The organism is Streptomyces amakusaensis (genome assembly GCF_039532665.1).
Lineage (GTDB): Bacteria > Actinomycetota > Actinomycetes > Streptomycetales > Streptomycetaceae > Streptomyces > Streptomyces amakusaensis.
The window spans coordinates 1-17,833 of the sequence record NZ_BAAASB010000027.1 but is presented as its reverse complement, the minus strand read 5'-3'; the positions used below and the strand labels follow the sequence as shown (position 1 = coordinate 17,833).

General features: G+C 73.1%; 14 protein-coding genes. 8 read left to right on the top strand and 6 right to left on the bottom strand.

Annotation, left to right across the window (positions count from 1 at the left end):
• Positions 1-15: 15 nt before the first annotated feature.
• Together ABD371_RS32225 and ABD371_RS32220 are read right to left on the bottom strand one after the other, a co-directional pair.
• A complete protein-coding gene (locus ABD371_RS32225) occupies positions 16-483 on the bottom strand; it encodes a MarR family winged helix-turn-helix transcriptional regulator (protein WP_344485022.1) in 468 nt (155 codons plus the stop codon).
• Positions 480-1,100, bottom strand: coding sequence for a DJ-1/PfpI family protein (locus tag ABD371_RS32220; protein WP_344485019.1), 621 nt, complete (start codon positions 1,098-1,100; stop codon positions 480-482). The genes ABD371_RS32225 and ABD371_RS32220 overlap by 4 nt, the downstream gene beginning before the upstream one ends.
• A 116-nt stretch (positions 1,101-1,216) precedes the next feature.
• Here ABD371_RS32220 and ABD371_RS32215 point away from each other — a divergent pair, with 116 nt between their 5' ends.
• Positions 1,217-2,590, top strand: a complete 1,374-nt coding sequence (locus ABD371_RS32215; RefSeq protein WP_344485016.1) for an aspartate aminotransferase family protein — start codon at positions 1,217-1,219, stop codon at positions 2,588-2,590.
• A gap of 186 nt (positions 2,591-2,776) precedes the next feature.
• The gene (locus ABD371_RS32210) at positions 2,777-3,883 is read left to right on the top strand and encodes a hypothetical protein (protein ID WP_344485013.1); all 1,107 of its coding nucleotides are present in this window, start codon (positions 2,777-2,779) and stop codon (positions 3,881-3,883) included.
• 3 nt (positions 3,884-3,886) lie between these two features.
• Here ABD371_RS32210 and ABD371_RS32205 read toward each other — a convergent pair whose 3' ends face one another.
• Complete coding sequence (locus tag ABD371_RS32205) at positions 3,887-7,528, bottom strand: nSTAND1 domain-containing NTPase (protein WP_344485010.1); 3,642 nt, start codon at positions 7,526-7,528, stop codon at positions 3,887-3,889.
• A gap of 95 nt (positions 7,529-7,623) precedes the next feature.
• Between ABD371_RS32205 and ABD371_RS32200 the strand changes: the two genes are divergently transcribed.
• On the top strand, positions 7,624-9,030 hold the full coding sequence (locus ABD371_RS32200) for a glycosyltransferase family 39 protein (protein WP_344485007.1): 1,407 nt from the start codon (positions 7,624-7,626) through the stop codon (positions 9,028-9,030).
• A gap of 281 nt (positions 9,031-9,311) precedes the next feature.
• Here ABD371_RS32200 and ABD371_RS32195 read toward each other — a convergent pair whose 3' ends face one another.
• Entirely contained in the window at positions 9,312-9,788 is a 477-nt protein-coding gene (locus ABD371_RS32195) for a hypothetical protein (RefSeq protein ID WP_344485004.1), read from the bottom strand.
• 70 nt (positions 9,789-9,858) lie between these two features.
• On the opposite strand from ABD371_RS32195, the gene ABD371_RS32190 reads away from it, so the two are divergent.
• The 3 genes from ABD371_RS32190 to ABD371_RS32180 all read left to right on the top strand — a co-directional run bounded on the left by ABD371_RS32190 (position 9,859) and on the right by ABD371_RS32180 (position 13,906).
• A complete protein-coding gene (locus tag ABD371_RS32190) occupies positions 9,859-10,548 on the top strand; it encodes a GntR family transcriptional regulator (protein WP_344485001.1) in 690 nt (229 codons plus the stop codon).
• 56 nt (positions 10,549-10,604) lie between these two features.
• The gene (locus tag ABD371_RS32185) at positions 10,605-13,049 is read left to right on the top strand and encodes a dolichyl-phosphate beta-glucosyltransferase (protein ID WP_344485188.1); all 2,445 of its coding nucleotides are present in this window, start codon (positions 10,605-10,607) and stop codon (positions 13,047-13,049) included.
• Positions 13,050-13,255: 206 nt separating this feature from the next.
• Positions 13,256-13,906, top strand: a complete 651-nt coding sequence (locus ABD371_RS32180) for a hypothetical protein (protein ID WP_190120910.1) — start codon at positions 13,256-13,258, stop codon at positions 13,904-13,906.
• Between the two features lie 25 nt (positions 13,907-13,931).
• Here the strand turns inward: ABD371_RS32180 and ABD371_RS32175 are convergent, their stop codons facing one another.
• On the bottom strand, positions 13,932-15,158 hold the full coding sequence (locus ABD371_RS32175) for an alpha/beta hydrolase family protein (protein ID WP_344484995.1): 1,227 nt from the start codon (positions 15,156-15,158) through the stop codon (positions 13,932-13,934).
• A gap of 86 nt (positions 15,159-15,244) precedes the next feature.
• Between ABD371_RS32175 and ABD371_RS32170 the strand changes: the two genes are divergently transcribed.
• Together ABD371_RS32170 and ABD371_RS32165 are read left to right on the top strand one after the other, a co-directional pair.
• Entirely contained in the window at positions 15,245-16,234 is a 990-nt protein-coding gene (locus ABD371_RS32170; protein ID WP_344484992.1) for an ArsR/SmtB family transcription factor, read from the top strand.
• Positions 16,235-16,256: 22 nt separating this feature from the next.
• A complete protein-coding gene (locus tag ABD371_RS32165) occupies positions 16,257-17,132 on the top strand; it encodes a MerR family transcriptional regulator (protein WP_344484989.1) in 876 nt (291 codons plus the stop codon).
• 4 nt (positions 17,133-17,136) lie between these two features.
• Here ABD371_RS32165 and ABD371_RS32160 read toward each other — a convergent pair whose 3' ends face one another.
• Positions 17,137-17,613, bottom strand: coding sequence for a DUF6234 family protein (locus tag ABD371_RS32160; RefSeq protein WP_344484986.1), 477 nt, complete (start codon positions 17,611-17,613; stop codon positions 17,137-17,139).
• Positions 17,614-17,833: the final 220 nt, after the last annotated feature.

The following is a 17,833-nucleotide window of genomic DNA, read 5'->3' as shown; positions in this document are numbered from 1 at the left end:
AGGATAGTGCGCTTCTCACCCCTCCTGGATTGCCGCCATCGCTTCGGAGAGCCGATCCAGCACCCGGACCGTCTCCGCGAACCCCTCGGGGCCGAGCGCCGCCGCGAGCCGGGCGGCCAGCGCCGCGTGTCCGGGGTCGAGCCGCCGGACGGCGGCCAGACCCTCCTCGGTGGCGCGCAGCAGCTTGGCGCGGCGGTGCGCGGGGTTGGGCTCGTACGCGGCGAGGCCGTGTTCGACCAGGAGATCGGCGCTCCGCTGGACGCTCTGGCGGGTGATGCCCATGGTCCGGGCGATCGCGGCGACCGGCTGCGGGCCGGGGAGGACCGCGCCGAGCACCTGCCACCAGGAGGCCGTCAGCCCGGCCTCGCGGGCCAGTTCGTCGGAGACCGCGAGGAACTGGCCGTTGAGCCGGAAGATCCCGAGGGCGGTACGGGAGAGCAGATCCCGCTGCTCCCGTCCGCCCGCCCGCTCCCCGGCGCTCACGCGCCCTCGCCTTCGCCCGCGAGGACCGCGTAGGCGCTCGCATCGGAGTCGTGGAAGAGCCGGTACCAGGCGTCCAGCCGCTCGCCCTCGTACACCTTGAGGAGGGCGAGGACCTCGCGGGCGAAGGCGACGGGCTCGGTGGGGCCGGCGGTGATCAGGCCCCGGTCGGTGACGGCGTCGGCCTCGCGGTAGCGCCCGCCGCCCCGGTAGCCGGTGGCGGCGAGGTGGTAGGAGACGGCGCCGGTGTGGTCGCGGTCGTCGAGCAGCCCTTCGCGGGCGAGGCCGGCGGTGGCTCCGCAGATGGCGGCGACGGGCGTGCCCGCGTCGAGGAAGGCACGGGCGGCGGACGCGAAGGGCGCGAGGGTGTCGCCGCTGTCCCAGGCGCTCGCGCCGGGGAGGATCAGCAGCGCGCTGTCCTCGGGACGGAGGTCGGTGAGGGCCAGATCGGGCTGTACGCGGAGCCCGCCCATGGTGGTGACGGGGGCGGTGGTGAGGCCGACCGTGCGGACGGGGTGGCCGTGCTGGGCGAGATGGGCGGTGGCGTGGCCCGTCTCCCAGTCGGCGAGGGTGTCGTAGACGGCCAGATGGACGGTGGGGCGGGCGCTCCGGTCGGTCATGGCGGGCTCCTCCGGCGGTACCGAGCTGCTGATGACAGCATGCTGTCATAGCGACAGTGTGCTGTCAATGATCGAGGGTCTCCCCGTACCGGGTCCCGCTCCCTACGCTGGGGCGCATGACCTCACAAGCCCAGCCGCAGCCGCCCGCCGACCCCTGCGCCGGTGCCGCCGTGAAGGCGGCGGACCGCGCCCATGTCTTCCACTCCTGGTCCGCGCAGGGGCTGATCGACCCGCTCGCCGTCGCCGGGGCGGAGGGCTCGTACTTCTGGGACTACGAGGGGAAGCGCTACCTCGACTTCACCAGCGGTCTCGTCTTCACCAACATCGGCTATCAGCACCCCCGGGTCGTCGCCGCCATCCAGGAGCAGGCCGGGAAGCTGGCCACCTTCGCCCCCGCCTTCGCGATCGAGGCGCGCTCCGAGGCGGCCCGGCTGATCGCCGAGCGGACGCCCGGTGACCTGGACAAGATCTTCTTCACCAACGGCGGGGCGGAGGCGATCGAGAACGCGGTACGGATGGCCCGGCTGCACACCGGCCGCCCCAAGGTGCTCTCCGCGTACCGCTCGTACCACGGGGGCACCGCCACCGCGATCAATGTCACCGGGGACCCGCGCCGCTGGCCCTCCGACAGCGGCACCTCCGGAGTGGTCCACTTCTGGGCCCCCTTCCTCTACCGCACGCCCTTCTACGCCACGACCGAGGCGGAGGAGGCCGAACGCGCCCTGCGGCACCTGGAGGACACCATCGCCTTCGAGGGGCCCGGGACCGTCGCCGCGATCGTGCTGGAGACCGTCCCCGGCACGGCCGGGATCATGGTCCCGCCGCCCGGCTATCTCGCCGGGGTCCGGGAGATCTGCGACCGGTACGGGATCGTCTTCGTCCTGGACGAGGTCATGGCGGGCTTCGGCCGCACCGGGAAGTGGTTCGCGGCCGAGCACTTCGACGTGGTGCCCGATCTGCTGACCTTCGCCAAGGGCGTCAACTCCGGCTATGTGCCGCTCGGCGGGGTCGCGATCTCCGCCGAAATCGCGGCCACCTTCGAGACCCGGCCCTACCCCGGCGGGCTCACCTACTCCGGCCATCCGCTGGCCTGTGCGGCGGCCGTCGCCACCATCGGGGTGATGGCCGACGAGGGCGTGGTGGAGCAGGCCGCCCGCATCGGCGAGGACGTCATCGGCCCCGGCCTGCGCGAACTGGCCGAACGCCACCCGAGCGTCGGCGAGGTCCGGGGCCTCGGCGCCTTCTGGGCCCTGGACCTGGTCCGCGACCCGGCGACCCGCGAGCCCCTCGTCCCGTACAACGCGACGGGCGAGGCCAACGCGCCGATGGCCGCCTTCGCCGCCGCCTGCAAGGCGCGCGGACTCTGGCCCTTCGTCAATATGAACCGCACGCATGTCGTACCGCCGTGCAACATCAGCCAGGCGGAGGCCAAGGAGGGGCTGGCGGTGCTGGACGAGGCGCTGTCGGTGGCGGACGGGTTCCTGGCCTGACTCGGGACGGCCTCCGGTGGGCCCGCGGCCCGCGGCCCGCGCCGTGGGCCCGCTTCCCGGGCGTCACACCAGGCCGGTCCAGTCACTTACGACAGTAAATATAACCGTCCGAATGTATGCCTGTGCGTTGCGTAGTCGACCTGTGAGAGTGGAGCGGTCAGACACACCGACCTCAAGGGGACGTTCATGCCGACCGCCGAGGGCATCGAGCAGGGCTACGCCTACCGTCTGAAGAACAAGCGCAACGGTCTGTACCTGACGAGTTCCGGCTTTCTGGGGGACACCTACTCCACGCTCTGGCCGAGCGAGAGCGGCGGGCCGGCCCGGCTCTCCCAGACCTGGAACGTTTTGAGCCTGGACAACGGCGAGTATCTGATCGCCCAGAAGGTCGCGGGCAATCTGCTCACCCCGGACAACTACTCCAGCGGCGACGTCCGGGTGAACCTCTTCCCGCCGCAGAACGTGGCGGACACCAACATCCGTAACAGCCAGACCTGGCTGTTACGGTCCGCGGGGAACGGCTACTACACGATCAGCAACAAGAACGGCGGGCTGTTCCTCACCCCCAACTACTTCGGCACGCGCGGCAACGACCAGGTCAACACGTACTGGCGGGCCTCGGGCGCCGACGGCGACTCCCAGCTGTGGCTTCTGGAGAAGGACACCCGCTACGACAACATCCTGAGCGCGAAGGTCGGCCAGACCGGCTCGTCCGTCGGCGATGTGATCCGTATGACCCGCCATGCCAGGCCCAACCCGGAAACCACCCCGGAAGTCCTCATCGGCAGCTCCCTGCTGCCCTTCCCGCTGGTGTCGGACCCCGCGCTCGGCCGCCCCCGGCAGGCCGCCGAGAGCCCGTACTACCTCCTCAAGCGGTACGGCTTCTACAAGGTCATCTACTACTACGAGCACAGCGGCCAGGTGAGCAAGAAGGAGTCGCAGAGCACCACCGTCGGCGTGACCACGAGCAATGCCCGCGAGGTCGAGACCACGACCAGCATCTCCGTCACCGCCGAGGCCAGCTTCAGCTACAAGGGCTTCTCCTCCTCCCTCAGCACCACCATCAGCCATCAACTGCGCACGAGGGTCTCCCAGGAGACCACCCAGTCCAGCAGCCGTACCGTCACGGTCGAGCGGGAGTACCCGGCCAACGGCAAGCGCCTTTCCCAGGCGGTCTGGTTCCGCGCCGACCGCTACGTCCTGGAACGCGCCGACGGTAGCAAGGTCACCGAATGGGAGACCACCACCGACCAGGACTCGATCGACGACGTCTTCCCCGTCGTCCCGGCCTGAGGCTCAGGGGCAGGTCGGGCGGTACGGAACGGCCGGCAGATAGAACTCCCACTCCGGCTCCGGCAGCCCCGTCCTGATCCGTTCGCAGATCGTCCCCGCCGCGTGCCGGGCGGAGAGCGAGTAGGCGCGCGAGGCGACATGAGGGGTCGTCACCCGCAGCTCCTGACGGCCCGGTCCCGGGACGAAGGACAGCGCCAGCACCGGACCGCCGGCGCGCGGCAGGGGCGAGCCCTGGGAGCGCGGTGAGGCGGTGTCCCAGAGCCGCACCCCGCCGTGGGCGTCCCCGACGGCGAGGGTGCGGCTGTCGGGGGAGAACGCCAGCGCGGGCGGGCGGGATGCGGGGCCGCGCCGCTCCCCGGGGACGAGGACGGCGAGCAGGGTCCGGCCCTCGCCGTCCCAGAGCGTGATCCGGCCCTCCCAGTCGCCCATCGCCATGAAGCGGCCGTCCTCGCTGAACGCGGCGGCCGTCGCCGCGCCCTGGCCGCGCATGACGCGCCGGGCGCTGCCGTCGCGGGGATCGATCAGCTGCCGGTACTCCGTGAAGTAGGAGCCGTCCGGGGCCGTCGCCAGCACTCTGCCGTCGCCGCTCCGGCGCAGCTGTTCCCAGCGGCCCCGGCCCGGTCCGGGCCGCAGATCGGCCGAGTCGAGGGCCTTGAACGACAGGGAGGAACGGGAGACGGCGACGTCCCGGCCGCCTCGGGAGAGCGCGAGGGAGTCGATGCCGGGGCGCGGGGGGAGTGTCGTCTCGGCATCGCCGGTGTAGAGGTTCCGTACGACGACCCGGTTCTTGGCGTCGAGATGGGCGAAGCGCGGTCCGTCGGGCTGGAAGGCGATCGTCGGACCGCAGCCGTCGCAGCTCTTCGGCGCGGGCAGTCTCCGGCGCTGCTTCCCGTCGGCGTCACGGAGTTCGAGTACCCCCGCGCGGGTGGTCGCCAGAGTGCGGCCGTCCGGGCCGAAGGCGGCCCCGGTGAGCGGGATCCGCTCCCGCTCGGTGGGGGTCGGGGCGTCGAAGGCGATGGTCCGCAGGGTCAGACCGGGCTCGGTGCCCGAGGCGTAGCGGATGATTCCGGCGGCCAGATCCAGTCGCAGATCGTGCAGGGCCGCCCCATGGGCGGGCACCTGGAGCACGGGGGCGTCCGGGGCGTCGGTCCGCCAGAGCTGGACGGTCTCTTTCGTGAGGGTCGCGACATGGGTGCCGTCGGAGCTGAAGGCCATGTCCGGTGTGCCGTCGGTCTCGATCCGGGGGCGCTCCCGGCCGGACCGTACCTCCCAGCTCCGTATCCCGGTGGGGCTGTTGAACGCCAGGGCCCGGCTGTCCGGGGTGAAGAGCAGCTCGCTCTCGACGCAGGCCCCGGACTCCGGCACCGCCTCGCCCAGCCAGGGTGTGGGGAGTCTGCGGCGCTCGCGGACGTCCCACAGCCGGAGCGGGCCGCGCTCCGGGCAGTACGCCAGCAGCCGGTCGTCGGGCGACACCTGGACCCGGCTCAACTCCGCCGATCCGTCCGCGATGCCGAGCAGCTCGCGGCCGGTGGCGGTGTCCCACAGCTGGAGTCCGCCGCCCGGGGTGTGGCTGGCGAACACCCGCCCGCCGGGGGTGAACCAGCCGGAGACGCCCTCGCCGCCGGGCCCGAAGGCCGGACCCATTCCGGCGGCCTCCAGATCCCGGAGCCGGATGCCCCCGGGGGTGGCGACCGCCACGGTCCGGGCGTCGGGGCTGATGTCCACGATCCGCTTCGCATGCTTCCCCAGCCCCGGCAGATCTTCCAGCGGACCTTCCGACCCGACGTCCCAGCGGTCCGTCCGGTCCGGGCCGACCCGGACCAGGGTCGTGCCGTCCTGGCCGAACCGCGTCCAGACGGTGTTGTCCTCGGGCTCGAACTCCGGGGTGATCGGGGTGTAGACATCGGTGTCCGGCTGGGCCGCCGCCGCGAACAGCGCCTCCCTGGTCTCGGGCAGATCCGCGATCCTCCACGACGCCAGGCTCAGCCAGGTCGCGGTGTACGGGTCGGAGACCCTCATCGTGTCCGCGACGCCCGCCAGCCGCCGCGCGTCCGCCTCCGTCGCGCGCCGGCCGCTCTCCCCGCTCTGGTGCCAGGCGGCGATCCCCGCGATCACCGCGAGGCAGAGCAGCAGGGAGAGCGTCACGGTCAGCCCGCGCAGCCGGCGGGCGGTGCGCGCGGAGGCGAGCCGCTCGGCGTCGCTCGCGCGCACGGAGGCGTCCAGGAACTCCCCCTCCTCGGCGGTGAGTCCGGCATGTTTCACGTGAAACGCCTCGCGGGCCGTCTCCAGTTGGGCCCCCCGGTACAGCGCCCCCGGGTCCCGGCCCAGCTCCGCCCACATCCGTGCCGCGTCCGTCAGCCTGCGGTGCGTCCGCAGCAGCTCCCGGTCGTCGCCGACCCAGCCGCGCAGCCGGGGCCAGCCGGTGATCAGCGCCTCGTGGGCGAGATTGACGGAGGTGTCGTCGACGGTGAGAAGGCGGGCCCGCACCAGCCGTTCCAGCACCCGGGCGGAGGCGGGGTCGCGGACCAGTTCGGCGCGGGCGGCCGGGCGGCGGGTGTCCTCGGTCGCATCCCCCGGGGATATCAGCCGCAGCAGCAGCGCCCGGGCGGCCCTCGCCTCCTCCTCGGTGAACTCGGCGAAGACCTCCTCGGCGGTGTGCGCGATCGCGCCCTGGACACCGCCGATCGCCTCGTACGCCGCCTCCGTGAGGGTCCGGCCGCGCCGTCGCCGCCAGGTCTCCAGCAGGGCGTGCGACATCAGCGGCAGCCCGCCCGGCTCGCCCGCGACATCGGCCACGATCCGGGCGGTCAGCGCGCGCTCCACGATCAGCCGCCCGGCGCTCGCGGGCCCGACGACGGCCGACCTCAGCTGCTCGGCCGTCATCGGGCCGACGAGGAGCACCGCCCCCTTCAGGGCCGCCACCAGAGCGGGGTGCTCGGCGCACCGGCCGTAGAAGTCGGCCCGCACGGCGATGACCGCGCGGGTGTCCGGGCCGGTCAGCAGCGCGATGAAGGCGCTCCGTTCGGCGGGGTCCCGGCAGAGGGTGAAGACCTCCTCGAACTGGTCGACCAGCAGCAGCGCCCCGGGGGTGAAGAGCCCGCGATGGGTGCGGGCCGGGGCGGGGCCCGGGGTGAGGATCCGGATCACGGCCGGGACAGCGCCTTCCTCCTCCTGGAGCGCGGGCACCAGACCGGCCCGCAGCAGGGAGGACTTCCCGCTGCCGGACGCTCCGACGAGCGCGGCGAAGGGGCCGCGCCGGGTCAGCTCCAGCAGCTCGGCGACGAGTTCGGCCCGCCCGAAGAAGTGGTCGCGGTCCTCGCGGCCGTACCGGGCGAGACCGGGATAGGGCGCGGCCGTGTCGTCGCCCCCGACGGGCACGGGATCCTCGGACACGGCCTCGTGCCACCGCTTCTCCCACAGCTCACGGTCCCCGCCGCAGGCGGTGACATAGGCGAGGGCGACCGGCAGCGAGGGCAGCCGCTCACCGGAGGCGGCGGCGGAGAGCGTGGGCGCGGAGTACCCGGAGCCCGTCGCCATCGCGCGGTAGGTCGGTCCGCCCGCCGCGCGGCGCAGCTCGCGCAGCCCGTGGGCGAAGGACCGCACGGGCCCGTCGTCCGGGTCCAGCGGCTTCTCCCGGCGTCCCATGTCTTCCGCCTCCGATCTCCCCCGGGAGCGTAATGAATTGATGGGTACGGCGTGTGGGGCCTGCCCATCAACGCGGCGGCCGATGAACTCGCCTGATGACCGACACCGCCCACCCATTCGTCCGCCCGTCCGTCCGCCCCACGCCCGGTGAGCGGCTGCCCTCGCTGACGGTGGCCCTCGCCCCCGCCGCGCTGATGCTGCTGCTCGGCCTGTGGGGGATCGAGCGCGAGGGAACCCTGTGGACCGACGAGGCGGTCACCTACGACATGGCGCGGCGGTCCCTGCCGGAGATCTGGCGGACGCTCGGCACGATCGACGCCGTCCACGGCCTCTACTACCTCCTCATGCACGCCGTGTTCGCCGTCTTCGAGCCCAGCCTCGTCGCGCTGCGGCTGCCGTCCGTGCTCGCGATGTGCGCGACGGCCGCCCTGGTCGCGCTGATCGGCCGGCGGCTGGCGGGCCCCCGCGCGGGGCTGCTCGCCGGGCTCCTGCTGCCGCTGCTGCCCGTCGTACAGCGCTACGCGCAGGAGGGGCGCTCGTACGCGCTGGTGTGCGCCCTGGTCGCCTGGGGGACCCTGCTGCTGCTCCAGCGGCGCTGGGGCGCGTACGCGGCGGTCATGCTCGCGGCCTGTCTGATGCACGAGTTCGCGGTGCTGACCCTCCTCGCGCACGGCGCGAGCCTGTGGCGCGAGCCGCCGCGCGGCTGGACGGTCGCCGCGCTGGGCACGGTGGCGGGGCTCACCCCGCTCGCCCTCTTCAGCGTCACCCAGTCCGCCCAGGTCGACTGGATCGGCTCCCCCGGGACACCCAAGATCATCGCGTTCGTCCTGACCGCCCTGCTGGGCTGCGCCTGCGCCTGGACCCCGGGCGGCGCGGCGGTCCGGAAGACCGCCCTCCCGCTGCTGGTCCTCCCGACGGGACTGCTGATGGCGGTCTCCTTCATCCACCCGCTGTACGTGGACCGCTATGTCCTGCCGTACGTCATCGGCCTGGCCCTGCTCCTGGGCGCGGTCCTCGACCGCCACTGGTCCCCGGTGCTCGCCCTGGCCTCGGCCGCCGCCGCCCTGCTGTCCCTGCTCTTCTTCAGCCCCCATCTGCGCTCCCCGGAGAGCCGCAAGAGCGATGTGGTCGCGGTGGGCGAGGTACTGGCGGAGTCCGGGCGGCCCGGCGACGGGCTGCTCTTCATACCGTTCCGGCGACGGGTCTGGACGCTGGTGCGCCCCGGCGAGACCGGGCATCTGACGGACCTGTCCATGAAGAGCTCCCCCCGGGCCTCCCACACGCTCTACGGCACCGAGCTGCCCCCGGAGCGGATCCGTGAACGGATGCTGGCCCACGACGGCCGGGTGGTGGTCGTCCAGGACCTGGCGGGGCAGCCGCTGGACGCGGTCGCCGAGGAGGAGATCAAGCGGGAGGTGCTGCGCGAACACTTCACCCTCTGCGAGGAGACGGCGGTGAACGAGGCCAGGGTGGGGGTGTACGCGCGGAACGGCGACTGCTGAGGATCCGGCCCGGGGGGCCGGGTCCGGCCGGGCCGGGAGCCTCGGCGCTCCGGGCCGGGCTCGCCCCGGTTCGGTCCGGTGCCGACGGGCTTCTCCGAGGGGGCGAGGCTGAGCAGCGCCCTTGGCCTGCGGCCCCGGCGGGCTGCTGGGCCCCGCCCAGGCGTGCCTGGTGCGACCCGCCTCCGGTCCGGTGCCCATGGGCCGCCCGTCTGCCCCGCAGCGGCCCACCGGGACCAGGCCCAAGGACCCGCACCCGCAGGGCCCGCCCGACGGGCCGGGGCTCAGCCCGGTCCCGGTCCCGGTCCCGGGTCCGGCAGGGGCTCCGCCTCCAGGAACCAGCGGCGGCGCGGCCCCCGGTACAGCAGCGCCTCCCAGCCCAGCTCGCCGAGGATCCGTCCGCACTCCCGGAGTGACCCCTCCTCCTCCCGCGCGGCCCCGCCGCCCGCCGGGCCGGCCCACTCCACGCGTACCGCGCCGTCCCGGTCCGCGGCCAGCACCCGGTACCCGGTCGCCGTACGGGTGCCGTCCCCGCCCGCCGCCGAAGGCGGCACCCCGGCGGCCTCCAGGGCCAGCGCCACCGCCCGTACCGGCTGCCGCCGCTCCCACGGCGCGGGTGTGCCCCCGGTGCCGGAGACCCGGCGGATCTGGAGCAGACCGGCGTACGCCGTCCGCACCTCCGCCGCCCGGCCCTCCCCGCCCGCCGCCGGACCGTCGCCCGTGGCCGCCTCGAAGACCCCGCCGCCGACTGTCTCGTTCACCTGCACCTCACCCGGTTCGTACCGACTGGCCTATCGTGTCCGGGACCCCCCGGCGAAGGAGAAGCCATCGATGCCCGGCCCCGGACCGCGCGACGCGAGCACCGCCGTCACCCGCAGCACCCTGCGGCAGCAGATCGCGGACGCGCTGCGCGACGAGGTGCTGGCCGGGCGGCTGCTGCCCGGACAGGAGTTCACGGTCAAGCAGATCGCCGAGCAGTACGGAGTCTCCGCGACCCCGGTCCGCGAGGCCCTCGTCGACCTGGCCGCGCAAGGACTCCTCGACTCCGATCAGCACCGCGGCTTTAGAGTGCACCAGTTCTCCGTCGCCGACTACCGGGCCATGATCGAATCCCGGTCCCTCGTCATGGAGGGCGTCATCCGGCACGCCGAGCGCCGGGGCCGCACCCGGGTCGGGGCCAAGGCCGTGGTCTCGGTCCGCCGCCGCGCCGAGGAGGCCGCCCGCGCGGCCCGCTGCGGCGACCTCGACATCCACATCGGCTACGACCTGCGCTTCTGGCACGAGCTGGGATCGCTCATCGCCAATTTCTACATCGCCGGCTTTCTGCACCGGCTGCGCGTGCAGAGCTGGGTCTTCTCGGTGCCGCATCTGCGCGCCGACGCCGACCGGCGGCAGTGGCTGTGGAGCGGACACGAATCGCTGGTCGACGCGGTCGCCCTCGGCGATCTCGCCGCGGCCCGGTCGGTCATCTGTCTGTACAACGACCGGGCGCTCGCCTGGGCGGATCGGCTGGAGCGGTAGCGGTGAACAGGGACCCGGTTCCAGGACTCCCGGCGGTGTACGACACCGTGGACGCCATGGAACACCACGGCAGCGGGGTGGAACTGAGCGTCGTGGTTCCCGCCTACAACGAGGAGAGCAGGCTCCGGCCCACCCTGGACGCGATCGCCGCGTATCTGCGGGCGGACCCGGAGCGCTGGGGCGAGTGGGAACTGATCGTGGTGGACGACGGCTCCACCGACTCCACCGCGAAGATCGCCGAGGAGGCGTCCGCCGAGGAGCCCAGAATCCATCTCGTCCGGGCGGACAGAGGGATGAACCGGGGCAAGGGGGACGCGCTGCGGCGCGGCGTCCTCGCCTCGTACGGCCGCCGGGTCCTGGTCACCGACGCCGACCTGGCGACCCCGATCGAGGAGCTGGACCGGCTGGACACCCAGCTCGCGGCCGGCGGGCAGGCGGCGGTGATCGGCTCCCGGGCCCACCCCGACTCCCTCATCGACGTCCATCAGTGGCGGGTCCGCGAGTGGCTCGGCCGGCTGGGCAACGGGCTCATACGCGCGATCGCGGTGCCCGGGATACACGACACCCAGTGCGGGTTCAAACTCTTCGACGGGGACCGGGCCCGCGCGGCGTTCGCCGACTCCCGGCTGGACGGGTGGGGGATCGATGTCGAGATACTGCGGCACTTCCGGCGCGAGGGCTGGCCGGTGACGGAGGTCCCGGTCCGCTGGTCGCACCAGCAGGGCTCCAAGGTCAGACCGCTCGACTACGGCAAGGTCCTGCTGGAGCTGCTCCGGCTGCGGACCCGCCCCCTGCGCCGCGCCGACCTGCTGATCGTCCTCGGCTTCGTCCTCGTCTCCGCCGTCCTCTACAAGGATCTCTGGGCCGACCTGGACCGGGGCTATCTCGCGGACGCGGGACAGGACCAGAACCAGTGGGAGTGGTTCTTCCGCGTCACCGCCGACAATGTCGTCCATCTGCGCAATCCGCTCTTCACCACCCTCCAGGGACATCCCGAGGGCGTGAACCTGATGGCGAACACGGTGATGCTCGGGCTGTCCGTCCCGCTCACCCCCGTGACCCTCCTCCTCGGACCCACCTTCACCTGGGCGCTGGTCCTCACCGGAGGCCTCGCCGCCACCGCCACCGCCTGGTACTGGCTGATCGCCCGGCGGCTGACCGCCGGCCGCTGGGCCGCCGCCGTCGGCGCGGCCTTCGCCGCCTTCGCGCCGCCGATGATCTCCCACGGCAACGCCCACCCCAACTTCCTCGTCCTCTTCATGATCCCCGTGATCGTGGACCGCGCGCTGCGGCTCTGCGAGGGCCGCGCCGTGGTCCGCGACGGTGCCTTCCTCGGCCTCTTCGCCACGTACCAGATCTTCCTCGGCGAGGAACCCCTGCTGCTCGCCACCATGGGCATGGTGATGTTCGCGATCGCCTACGCCGCCGTCCGCCGGGACGTGGCGCGGGCGGCCTGGCGGCCACTGCTGCGCGGCACCCTGATCGGGCTCGCCGTCTGTCTGCCGCTGGTGGCCTTCCCGCTGACCTGGCAGTTCTTCGGACCGCAGAGCTACACACATGTGATGCACGGGTCCAACACCGGGAACAGTCCCCTCGCGTTCATGGAGTTCGCGGGCCGCTCCCTCTGGGGCTCGGACGAGCGCGCCGACCCGCTGGCGATGAACCGCACCGAGCAGAACGCCTTCTTCGGCTGGCCCGTCCTCGCCCTGACGGCGGCCCTCGTGATCCGCATGTGGCGGCTCCCGCTCGTGAAGGCGCTGACCTTCACCGCCCTCGCCGCCGCCTTCCTCTCGCTCGGGGTGCGCTTCCGCGTCCCGGCCACCGACATCGTGCTGACCGGCCCCTGGCGGGCGCTCGCCAACCAGCCCCTCCTCGAATCCGTCATCGAGTCCCGGGTCGCGATGATCTGCGCCCCCGTCATCGGCATGCTGCTCGCCCTCGCCGTCGACCGGATCGCGGTCACCCGCCCCCCGGCGCTGCGCGCGACGGGCCTCCTCGCGGTCGCCGCCGCGCTGCTGCCCGTGGTGCCGACGCCCTATCCCGTACGGGAGCGGGAGCCAGTGCCCGCCTTCATCGCCGAGAAGATGTACCGCTCGTACGTCGCCGAGGGCGAGTCGGTGGTGACCGTCCCGCTGCCCAGCCCCGGCGGCGCGGACGCCCTCTACTGGCAGTCCTCCACCGACCTCGGCTTCTCGGTCGCGGGCGGATACTTCAACGGCCCCTGGGGTCCGGACCGCGTCGGCATCTACGGCTCCACCCCGCGCCACACCTCCAACCTCTTCGGCGACGTCCGCAACACCGGCCAGGTCCCCGACATCGGCCCCCAGTGGCAGGAACAGGCCAAAGCGGATCTCGCGGCCTGGCGGGCCGGGGTGGTCGTCCTGCCGCCGCAATACAACGAGCAGGCCCTTTACACGACCGTGGAACGACTGCTGGGCAGGGCCGGAGAGAAGATCGGCGGAGTCTGGGTGTGGGACGTGGGCAAACCCGGTGGCCGTTGAGGAAGCACCGGTGCGCGCCGGGGGAGCGTGTGCGACGGTAAGGCTGTGCGCGGCGAGGGGGGCGGGTCCGGGCAATGCGGGCCGCGCCCTTCGCCGTGACCGGCCGGGGCACTACTCTGTCCCGACCGTACTGCCCGATGTGCTGCCGACGTACCGCCGAGCGTGCTTCCGACAGTGCCCGATCCCGCCTGAGAGCGAGCCCTCCCTTGGCCTGTGACCTGTGGCTGGTCCCCCTCGTCGACGTGCTGTGTCACAGCCCCGACAACCCCTTCGCCGAAGAACTCGCCGCCTACGACAAGGCGCTGACCGAGGCGGGACAGCCGGCGGTGCCCGTCTTCGCCTATATGCCGGGGCTCTCCGGGGACGTGGCCCCGGTCGCCGGGTTCGACTACGACGCACTCCACTTCCTGCGGCGCGCGTATCTCCTCCAGCTCTGCGGTCTTGCCGTCACCCCCGTCGACGAGCTGGGCGGGGACTACGAACAGCTCCTGGAGATGTTCGAGGCGACGGCCCAGCAGTCCCATCTCGTGTGGCACTACGACCACGCCGGGGCCTATGTCCCCGTCGACTTCGCCGCCCCCCTCTCCAACGACGAACTCCTCGCCGGCGGCGGCCCCCTCGGCTCCACCCAGGGCCTCCTGCGCGAGCTGGAATTCGTCGCCCCCGCCATCGGCATAGACCCCGGCAACCCGCCCCACGCCCCCCTCCCCCCGGACCGCCCCACCTCCCTGGAGGAGCCCGCCGGACCCATCCCCCACGACGACAACCCCTTCGCCCGCGAACGCCATGTCTGGCTCGGCCTCCACGCCGCGGCGACCCGCAGCCTGGGCCAGGGCTCGATGATCGTCTTCAGCTGAGCCCGGCCGCGGGCCGGACCCGGCCTCAGCGCGGAGACAGGTGCCGGGAGAAGAACGACCGCACCCGGTCGCGCACTCCCGGCACAGCCTCCGCCGGATCGATCGCGCCGACCAGCTTGTTCCGGTCGGCGGCGGTCATCAGACCGGCGCTCTGGAACTGGGGCGCCATCGCCGCGTAGTCGGTGAACACCCAGTGCTGGGCGTCGTCGATCCACCGCCGGCGGGTGCGGCCTCCCGGGTGGGCGAGCATGGCGGACCAGGAGCGTTCGAAGCGGGCGTCGTGGTAGCCGTCGGTGCCGAACAGAAGCAGCGGCCGGTTCACCCCGTACCGGGCGACGGGGAGCAGCTCGCCGTCCCGGCCGGGGGCGTCCGGCGGGTGGTCGAGATAGCCCTCCAGGTTGACCTCGGCGCGGATGCGGCGGTCCTCGTACAGGGCCTGGGAGGCGGTCGCTCCGCCCGCAGAGTGGCCGTAGACACCGACGCGCCGCGGATCCAGGGCGCGGCCGAGGTCCTCGGGGAGCGGGCGGGCGTGGGCGTCGGGGTTGTGGCCGGCGGCGAGCGCCGACAGCTGGTTCAGTACGAACCGGAGGTCCGCGAGCCGGGTGCCGATCAGGGTGCGGAAGGTCGGGCCCTCCCGGGGGTCCCCCGTGAGCGCGAACGTCCGTACTCTGCCGTCGGGGAACTCGACCGCCCCGGGCTCTCCGGGATGGTCGACGGTCACCACCACATTTCCGTGGCTGGCCAGCTCCTCGGCGAGCCCGGTGCCGACGGTGCGCGGATCGGCCCCTCCGGGGGTGTACAGCAGCACCGGCCGCCGGACGGGCCGCGCGGGCGCGCCGGTGTACGAGTGGGTCATGGTGGCCGCCCAGTCCACACCGCGCTTCGGCAGCTCCGGATGCAGATACACGGGGTCGAACGCCTTGAACACCTCCACCGCGCCCGGAGTCATCTGCGGTGCGGGCGGACACCCCCGTACCGAACGAGCCGGGTAGTACACCGAGACCATCACCTCCCGAACGCTCCCGCCGTCCCACGGATCCCTCCGGTCCGGGTCGATCAGATGCAGCATCGTGGTGCCGACGCGGTGCGGGCCGGTCGGTTCCGGCAGCCGTACGGTGACCTCGTCCGCGCCCCGGGCCCATGCGCGGCCACCCCCTGCCAGCAGGGTCGCGGTGGCCAGTACGGCCGAGGCGGCGACGGTGCGCCGGGTCGCCCCGGCGGTCTTCTCGGGGAACCTGGAATGAAGGGTCATGCCCCGAATGCTGGCGCTGAACGGGGCGCGCGGGCCAGGGTTGAGACCCTGGTCGAAAGGATGGCGCGGCGCGGACGGGGAGAGCAGTGATCCGGATCCACTTCACGGCCGCCGACTTCGCCCGGGTCCGGTTCGCCCTCCGGCCGTCCCCGCTGGCCGAGCTGAACACGGCGCTGATGACGATGAGCCGCCCCGACGGGCAACCGCTCTTCGGGCGGTGGAGACAGCGGGTGCTGCGCTCCCTGCCGGCCGCCGTCGGGCCACTGCGGGACCTCGTCCCCGCCGGTGAGGCCCCTCGCTTCATCGATGTGTTCAGCGAGACCCTCGACGAAGGGCTGAACGCCGTCCGGGCCTCCCGTCCGGAGCTGGTCCGCTCCGAGATCGAGCGGGTCCACGCCGCACACCCGGCTCCGGCACCCCCGTGGATCCGCGATCTGCGCCGGAGCGACCCCGCCGCCTGGCGAGTCCTCCGCCGCGCCCAGCACTCGGCCTTCGAAACGATCGTGCGGCCCGTGTGGGACCTGGTGCAGGACCTGCACCACACCGAGTTCACCCGGCACGCCCTGACCGTGGCCGAACACGGCATCGGCGCGGCGCTCACCGGGGCAGGGACCGGGACCGGGACCGGGCGCGTCCGCGAGGACGTCTGGGAGATCGAGGGCCCGGAGCAGGACATCCATCTGCGCGGACGCGGCGTGCTCCTCCGGCCCACCTTCCACTGGACCGGCCACCCCCTCGTCTCCGACCTCCCCGACCACCCCCTGGTCGTCACCCTCCCCGCCGGCCCCGGCCTCCCCCTCACCCCCGCCGGCCCCCCGACCGCCCGCACAGCCCTCGCCTCCGTCCTCGGCCACACCCGCGCCGACATCCTCCTTCTCCTCACCCGAGCGCACACCACCACCGCCCTCGCCCACCACCTCCGCCTCTCCGCCCCCACCGTCTCCACCCACACCGCCGCCCTCCGCGCCGCCGGTCTCATCACCACCACCCGCACGGGCCGCGCGGTGCTCCACCGCCGTACCGCTCTGGGGAGTTTGCTGGTGCGGGGCCGTACGTACGGGTTGCACCTTCCGTAGCGGCATGTGGTCCGGTGGACTCATGCATGCGTCTTTCACGCCGCCCCGCCAGGTCAAGATCGGTGACGCGGCGGCCTTCACCGGCAGCACACCACGGGCGATCCGCCACTACCACGAGATCGGCCTGCTGCCCGAGCCCGAGCGGGGCGGCGACGGCCGCCGCCGCTACGAGTACGAGGACATGATCCGCCTGCTGTGGATTCGCAGGATGGCCGACGCCGGGATCGCCCTGGAAGACATCCGTGACGCCTTCGCCACCGGCACGGCCTCGGCCGGGGCGGACGACGGAGAAGGCATCGCGGGCACCCTGGAGCGGCTGGAGGAAACCCTCGCCGAGCAGGAGGCGAAACTGCGGCGGCAGCGAATCTCCGTGCGGCGGATGCGCACCGAAGGCAGCCGGACGGGCCTGCTCTCCGACTTCGTCACCGAACGCCTCAAGGACCTGCCCGAGGGCTCCCTCCGCCAGGCCGACCTGGACAGTCTGCTGGTCATCGAGCGGATCTTCGGCCCGCTCGGCGCGGCCGTCCACGCCACCCGTTTCATCGCCCTGGCCACGCATCCCGCTCTGCGGGAGGACTCCGACCGCATCGACGAAGCCGAGGAGGCACTCGACGACAGCGTCGCCGTCGACGATCCACGGGTGGCCCGAGTGGCCGCCGAGCGGCACGCCTTCGAAAGCGCCCTGCACGCCGTCATCGAGGAGTCCGGTGGGGACGACGAGGCCCTCTTCGACGCCTGGGACACTTTGCACCCCGAGGACGGGGCCGACCTCGGCCCCGGCGGCCGGGAGGCCGGCTCCATGAGTGCCCTCGAAGCCATCGGCAAGATGCCCTACGGCTTCTCCCCGGCCCGCCTGCGCTGCATGGAACTGGCCGAAGAACTCTCCGCCCAGGACTAGGGCCCTAGCCGCCGAGGCACTCGCTGCTGTCGCCCCCGGACCGGCAGGGCGAGCCCGGCGCGGGAGCGGTCGGGGCGGGCTGTGGGCGCGCCTCGCGGTCCTCGTAGTGCATTCCGGCGAGGGCCGCGATCACCAGGCCCAGTCCGGCGAGGACTTGCACGCCGCCGCTGATGATCACGCGGGCCCTGAACAGAAGGAGCGCGGACACCAGGACGATGCCGCCGACCACGGCCACGTAGCCGAAGGGACGGGCCAGGGAGGGGGACGAGTCGTCGGCCGCGGCGTCGAACATCGTGTATCCCACGGCTTCGAGTCCGAGGACGAACGCGACGAGCGAGGCGACGGCGTCGATCACGAGCAGGCCGATCGCGAGCCCGATGTCCGCGCCCGTGCGTATCCACTCGTGCCGCTGCGGCAGCAGGGGCCGGCCGTCCCCGGGGTGGCTGGGGTGGGGAGTCGGCCACGAGGGCGGCGTAGTCATGGGCCCAGCGTCCCTCAGAAGCGGACCCGGGTCCTGAGTACCTCTACTCAGGACCCCAGGCATGGCCGACAGAGCCGCGCACGTCCGCACGACGGTCTGTTGAACCGCTCACCGGCCGAGTCCCCGCGCCGTGGTACGTCAGCGCGGCGGCTCCGGGGGCCGTTGGCGGGGCATGTTCGGGCGGGTGCCCGGGGGGAGGGAGGTACGGGTGGGGTGGGGG

What these genes read in the sequence shown, in the direction of transcription:
- ABD371_RS32220 (WP_344485019.1), bottom strand. Translation starts at nt 1,100, where the DNA reads ATGACCGACCGGAGCGCCCGCCCCACCGTCCATCTGGCCGTCTACGAC.
- ABD371_RS32215 (WP_344485016.1), top strand. Translation starts at nt 1,217, where the DNA reads ATGACCTCACAAGCCCAGCCGCAGCCGCCCGCCGACCCCTGCGCCGGT.
- ABD371_RS32210 (WP_344485013.1), top strand. Translation starts at nt 2,777, where the DNA reads ATGCCGACCGCCGAGGGCATCGAGCAGGGCTACGCCTACCGTCTGAAG.
- ABD371_RS32205 (WP_344485010.1), bottom strand. Translation starts at nt 7,528, where the DNA reads ATGGGACGCCGGGAGAAGCCGCTGGACCCGGACGACGGGCCCGTGCGG.
- ABD371_RS32200 (WP_344485007.1), top strand. Translation starts at nt 7,624, where the DNA reads ATGACCGACACCGCCCACCCATTCGTCCGCCCGTCCGTCCGCCCCACG.
- ABD371_RS32190 (WP_344485001.1), top strand. Translation starts at nt 9,859, where the DNA reads ATGCCCGGCCCCGGACCGCGCGACGCGAGCACCGCCGTCACCCGCAGC.
- ABD371_RS32185 (WP_344485188.1), top strand. Translation starts at nt 10,605, where the DNA reads ATGGAACACCACGGCAGCGGGGTGGAACTGAGCGTCGTGGTTCCCGCC.
- ABD371_RS32175 (WP_344484995.1), bottom strand. Translation starts at nt 15,158, where the DNA reads ATGACCCTTCATTCCAGGTTCCCCGAGAAGACCGCCGGGGCGACCCGG.
- ABD371_RS32165 (WP_344484989.1), top strand. Translation starts at nt 16,257, where the DNA reads ATGCATGCGTCTTTCACGCCGCCCCGCCAGGTCAAGATCGGTGACGCG.
- ABD371_RS32160 (WP_344484986.1), bottom strand. Translation starts at nt 17,613, where the DNA reads ATGACTACGCCGCCCTCGTGGCCGACTCCCCACCCCAGCCACCCCGGG.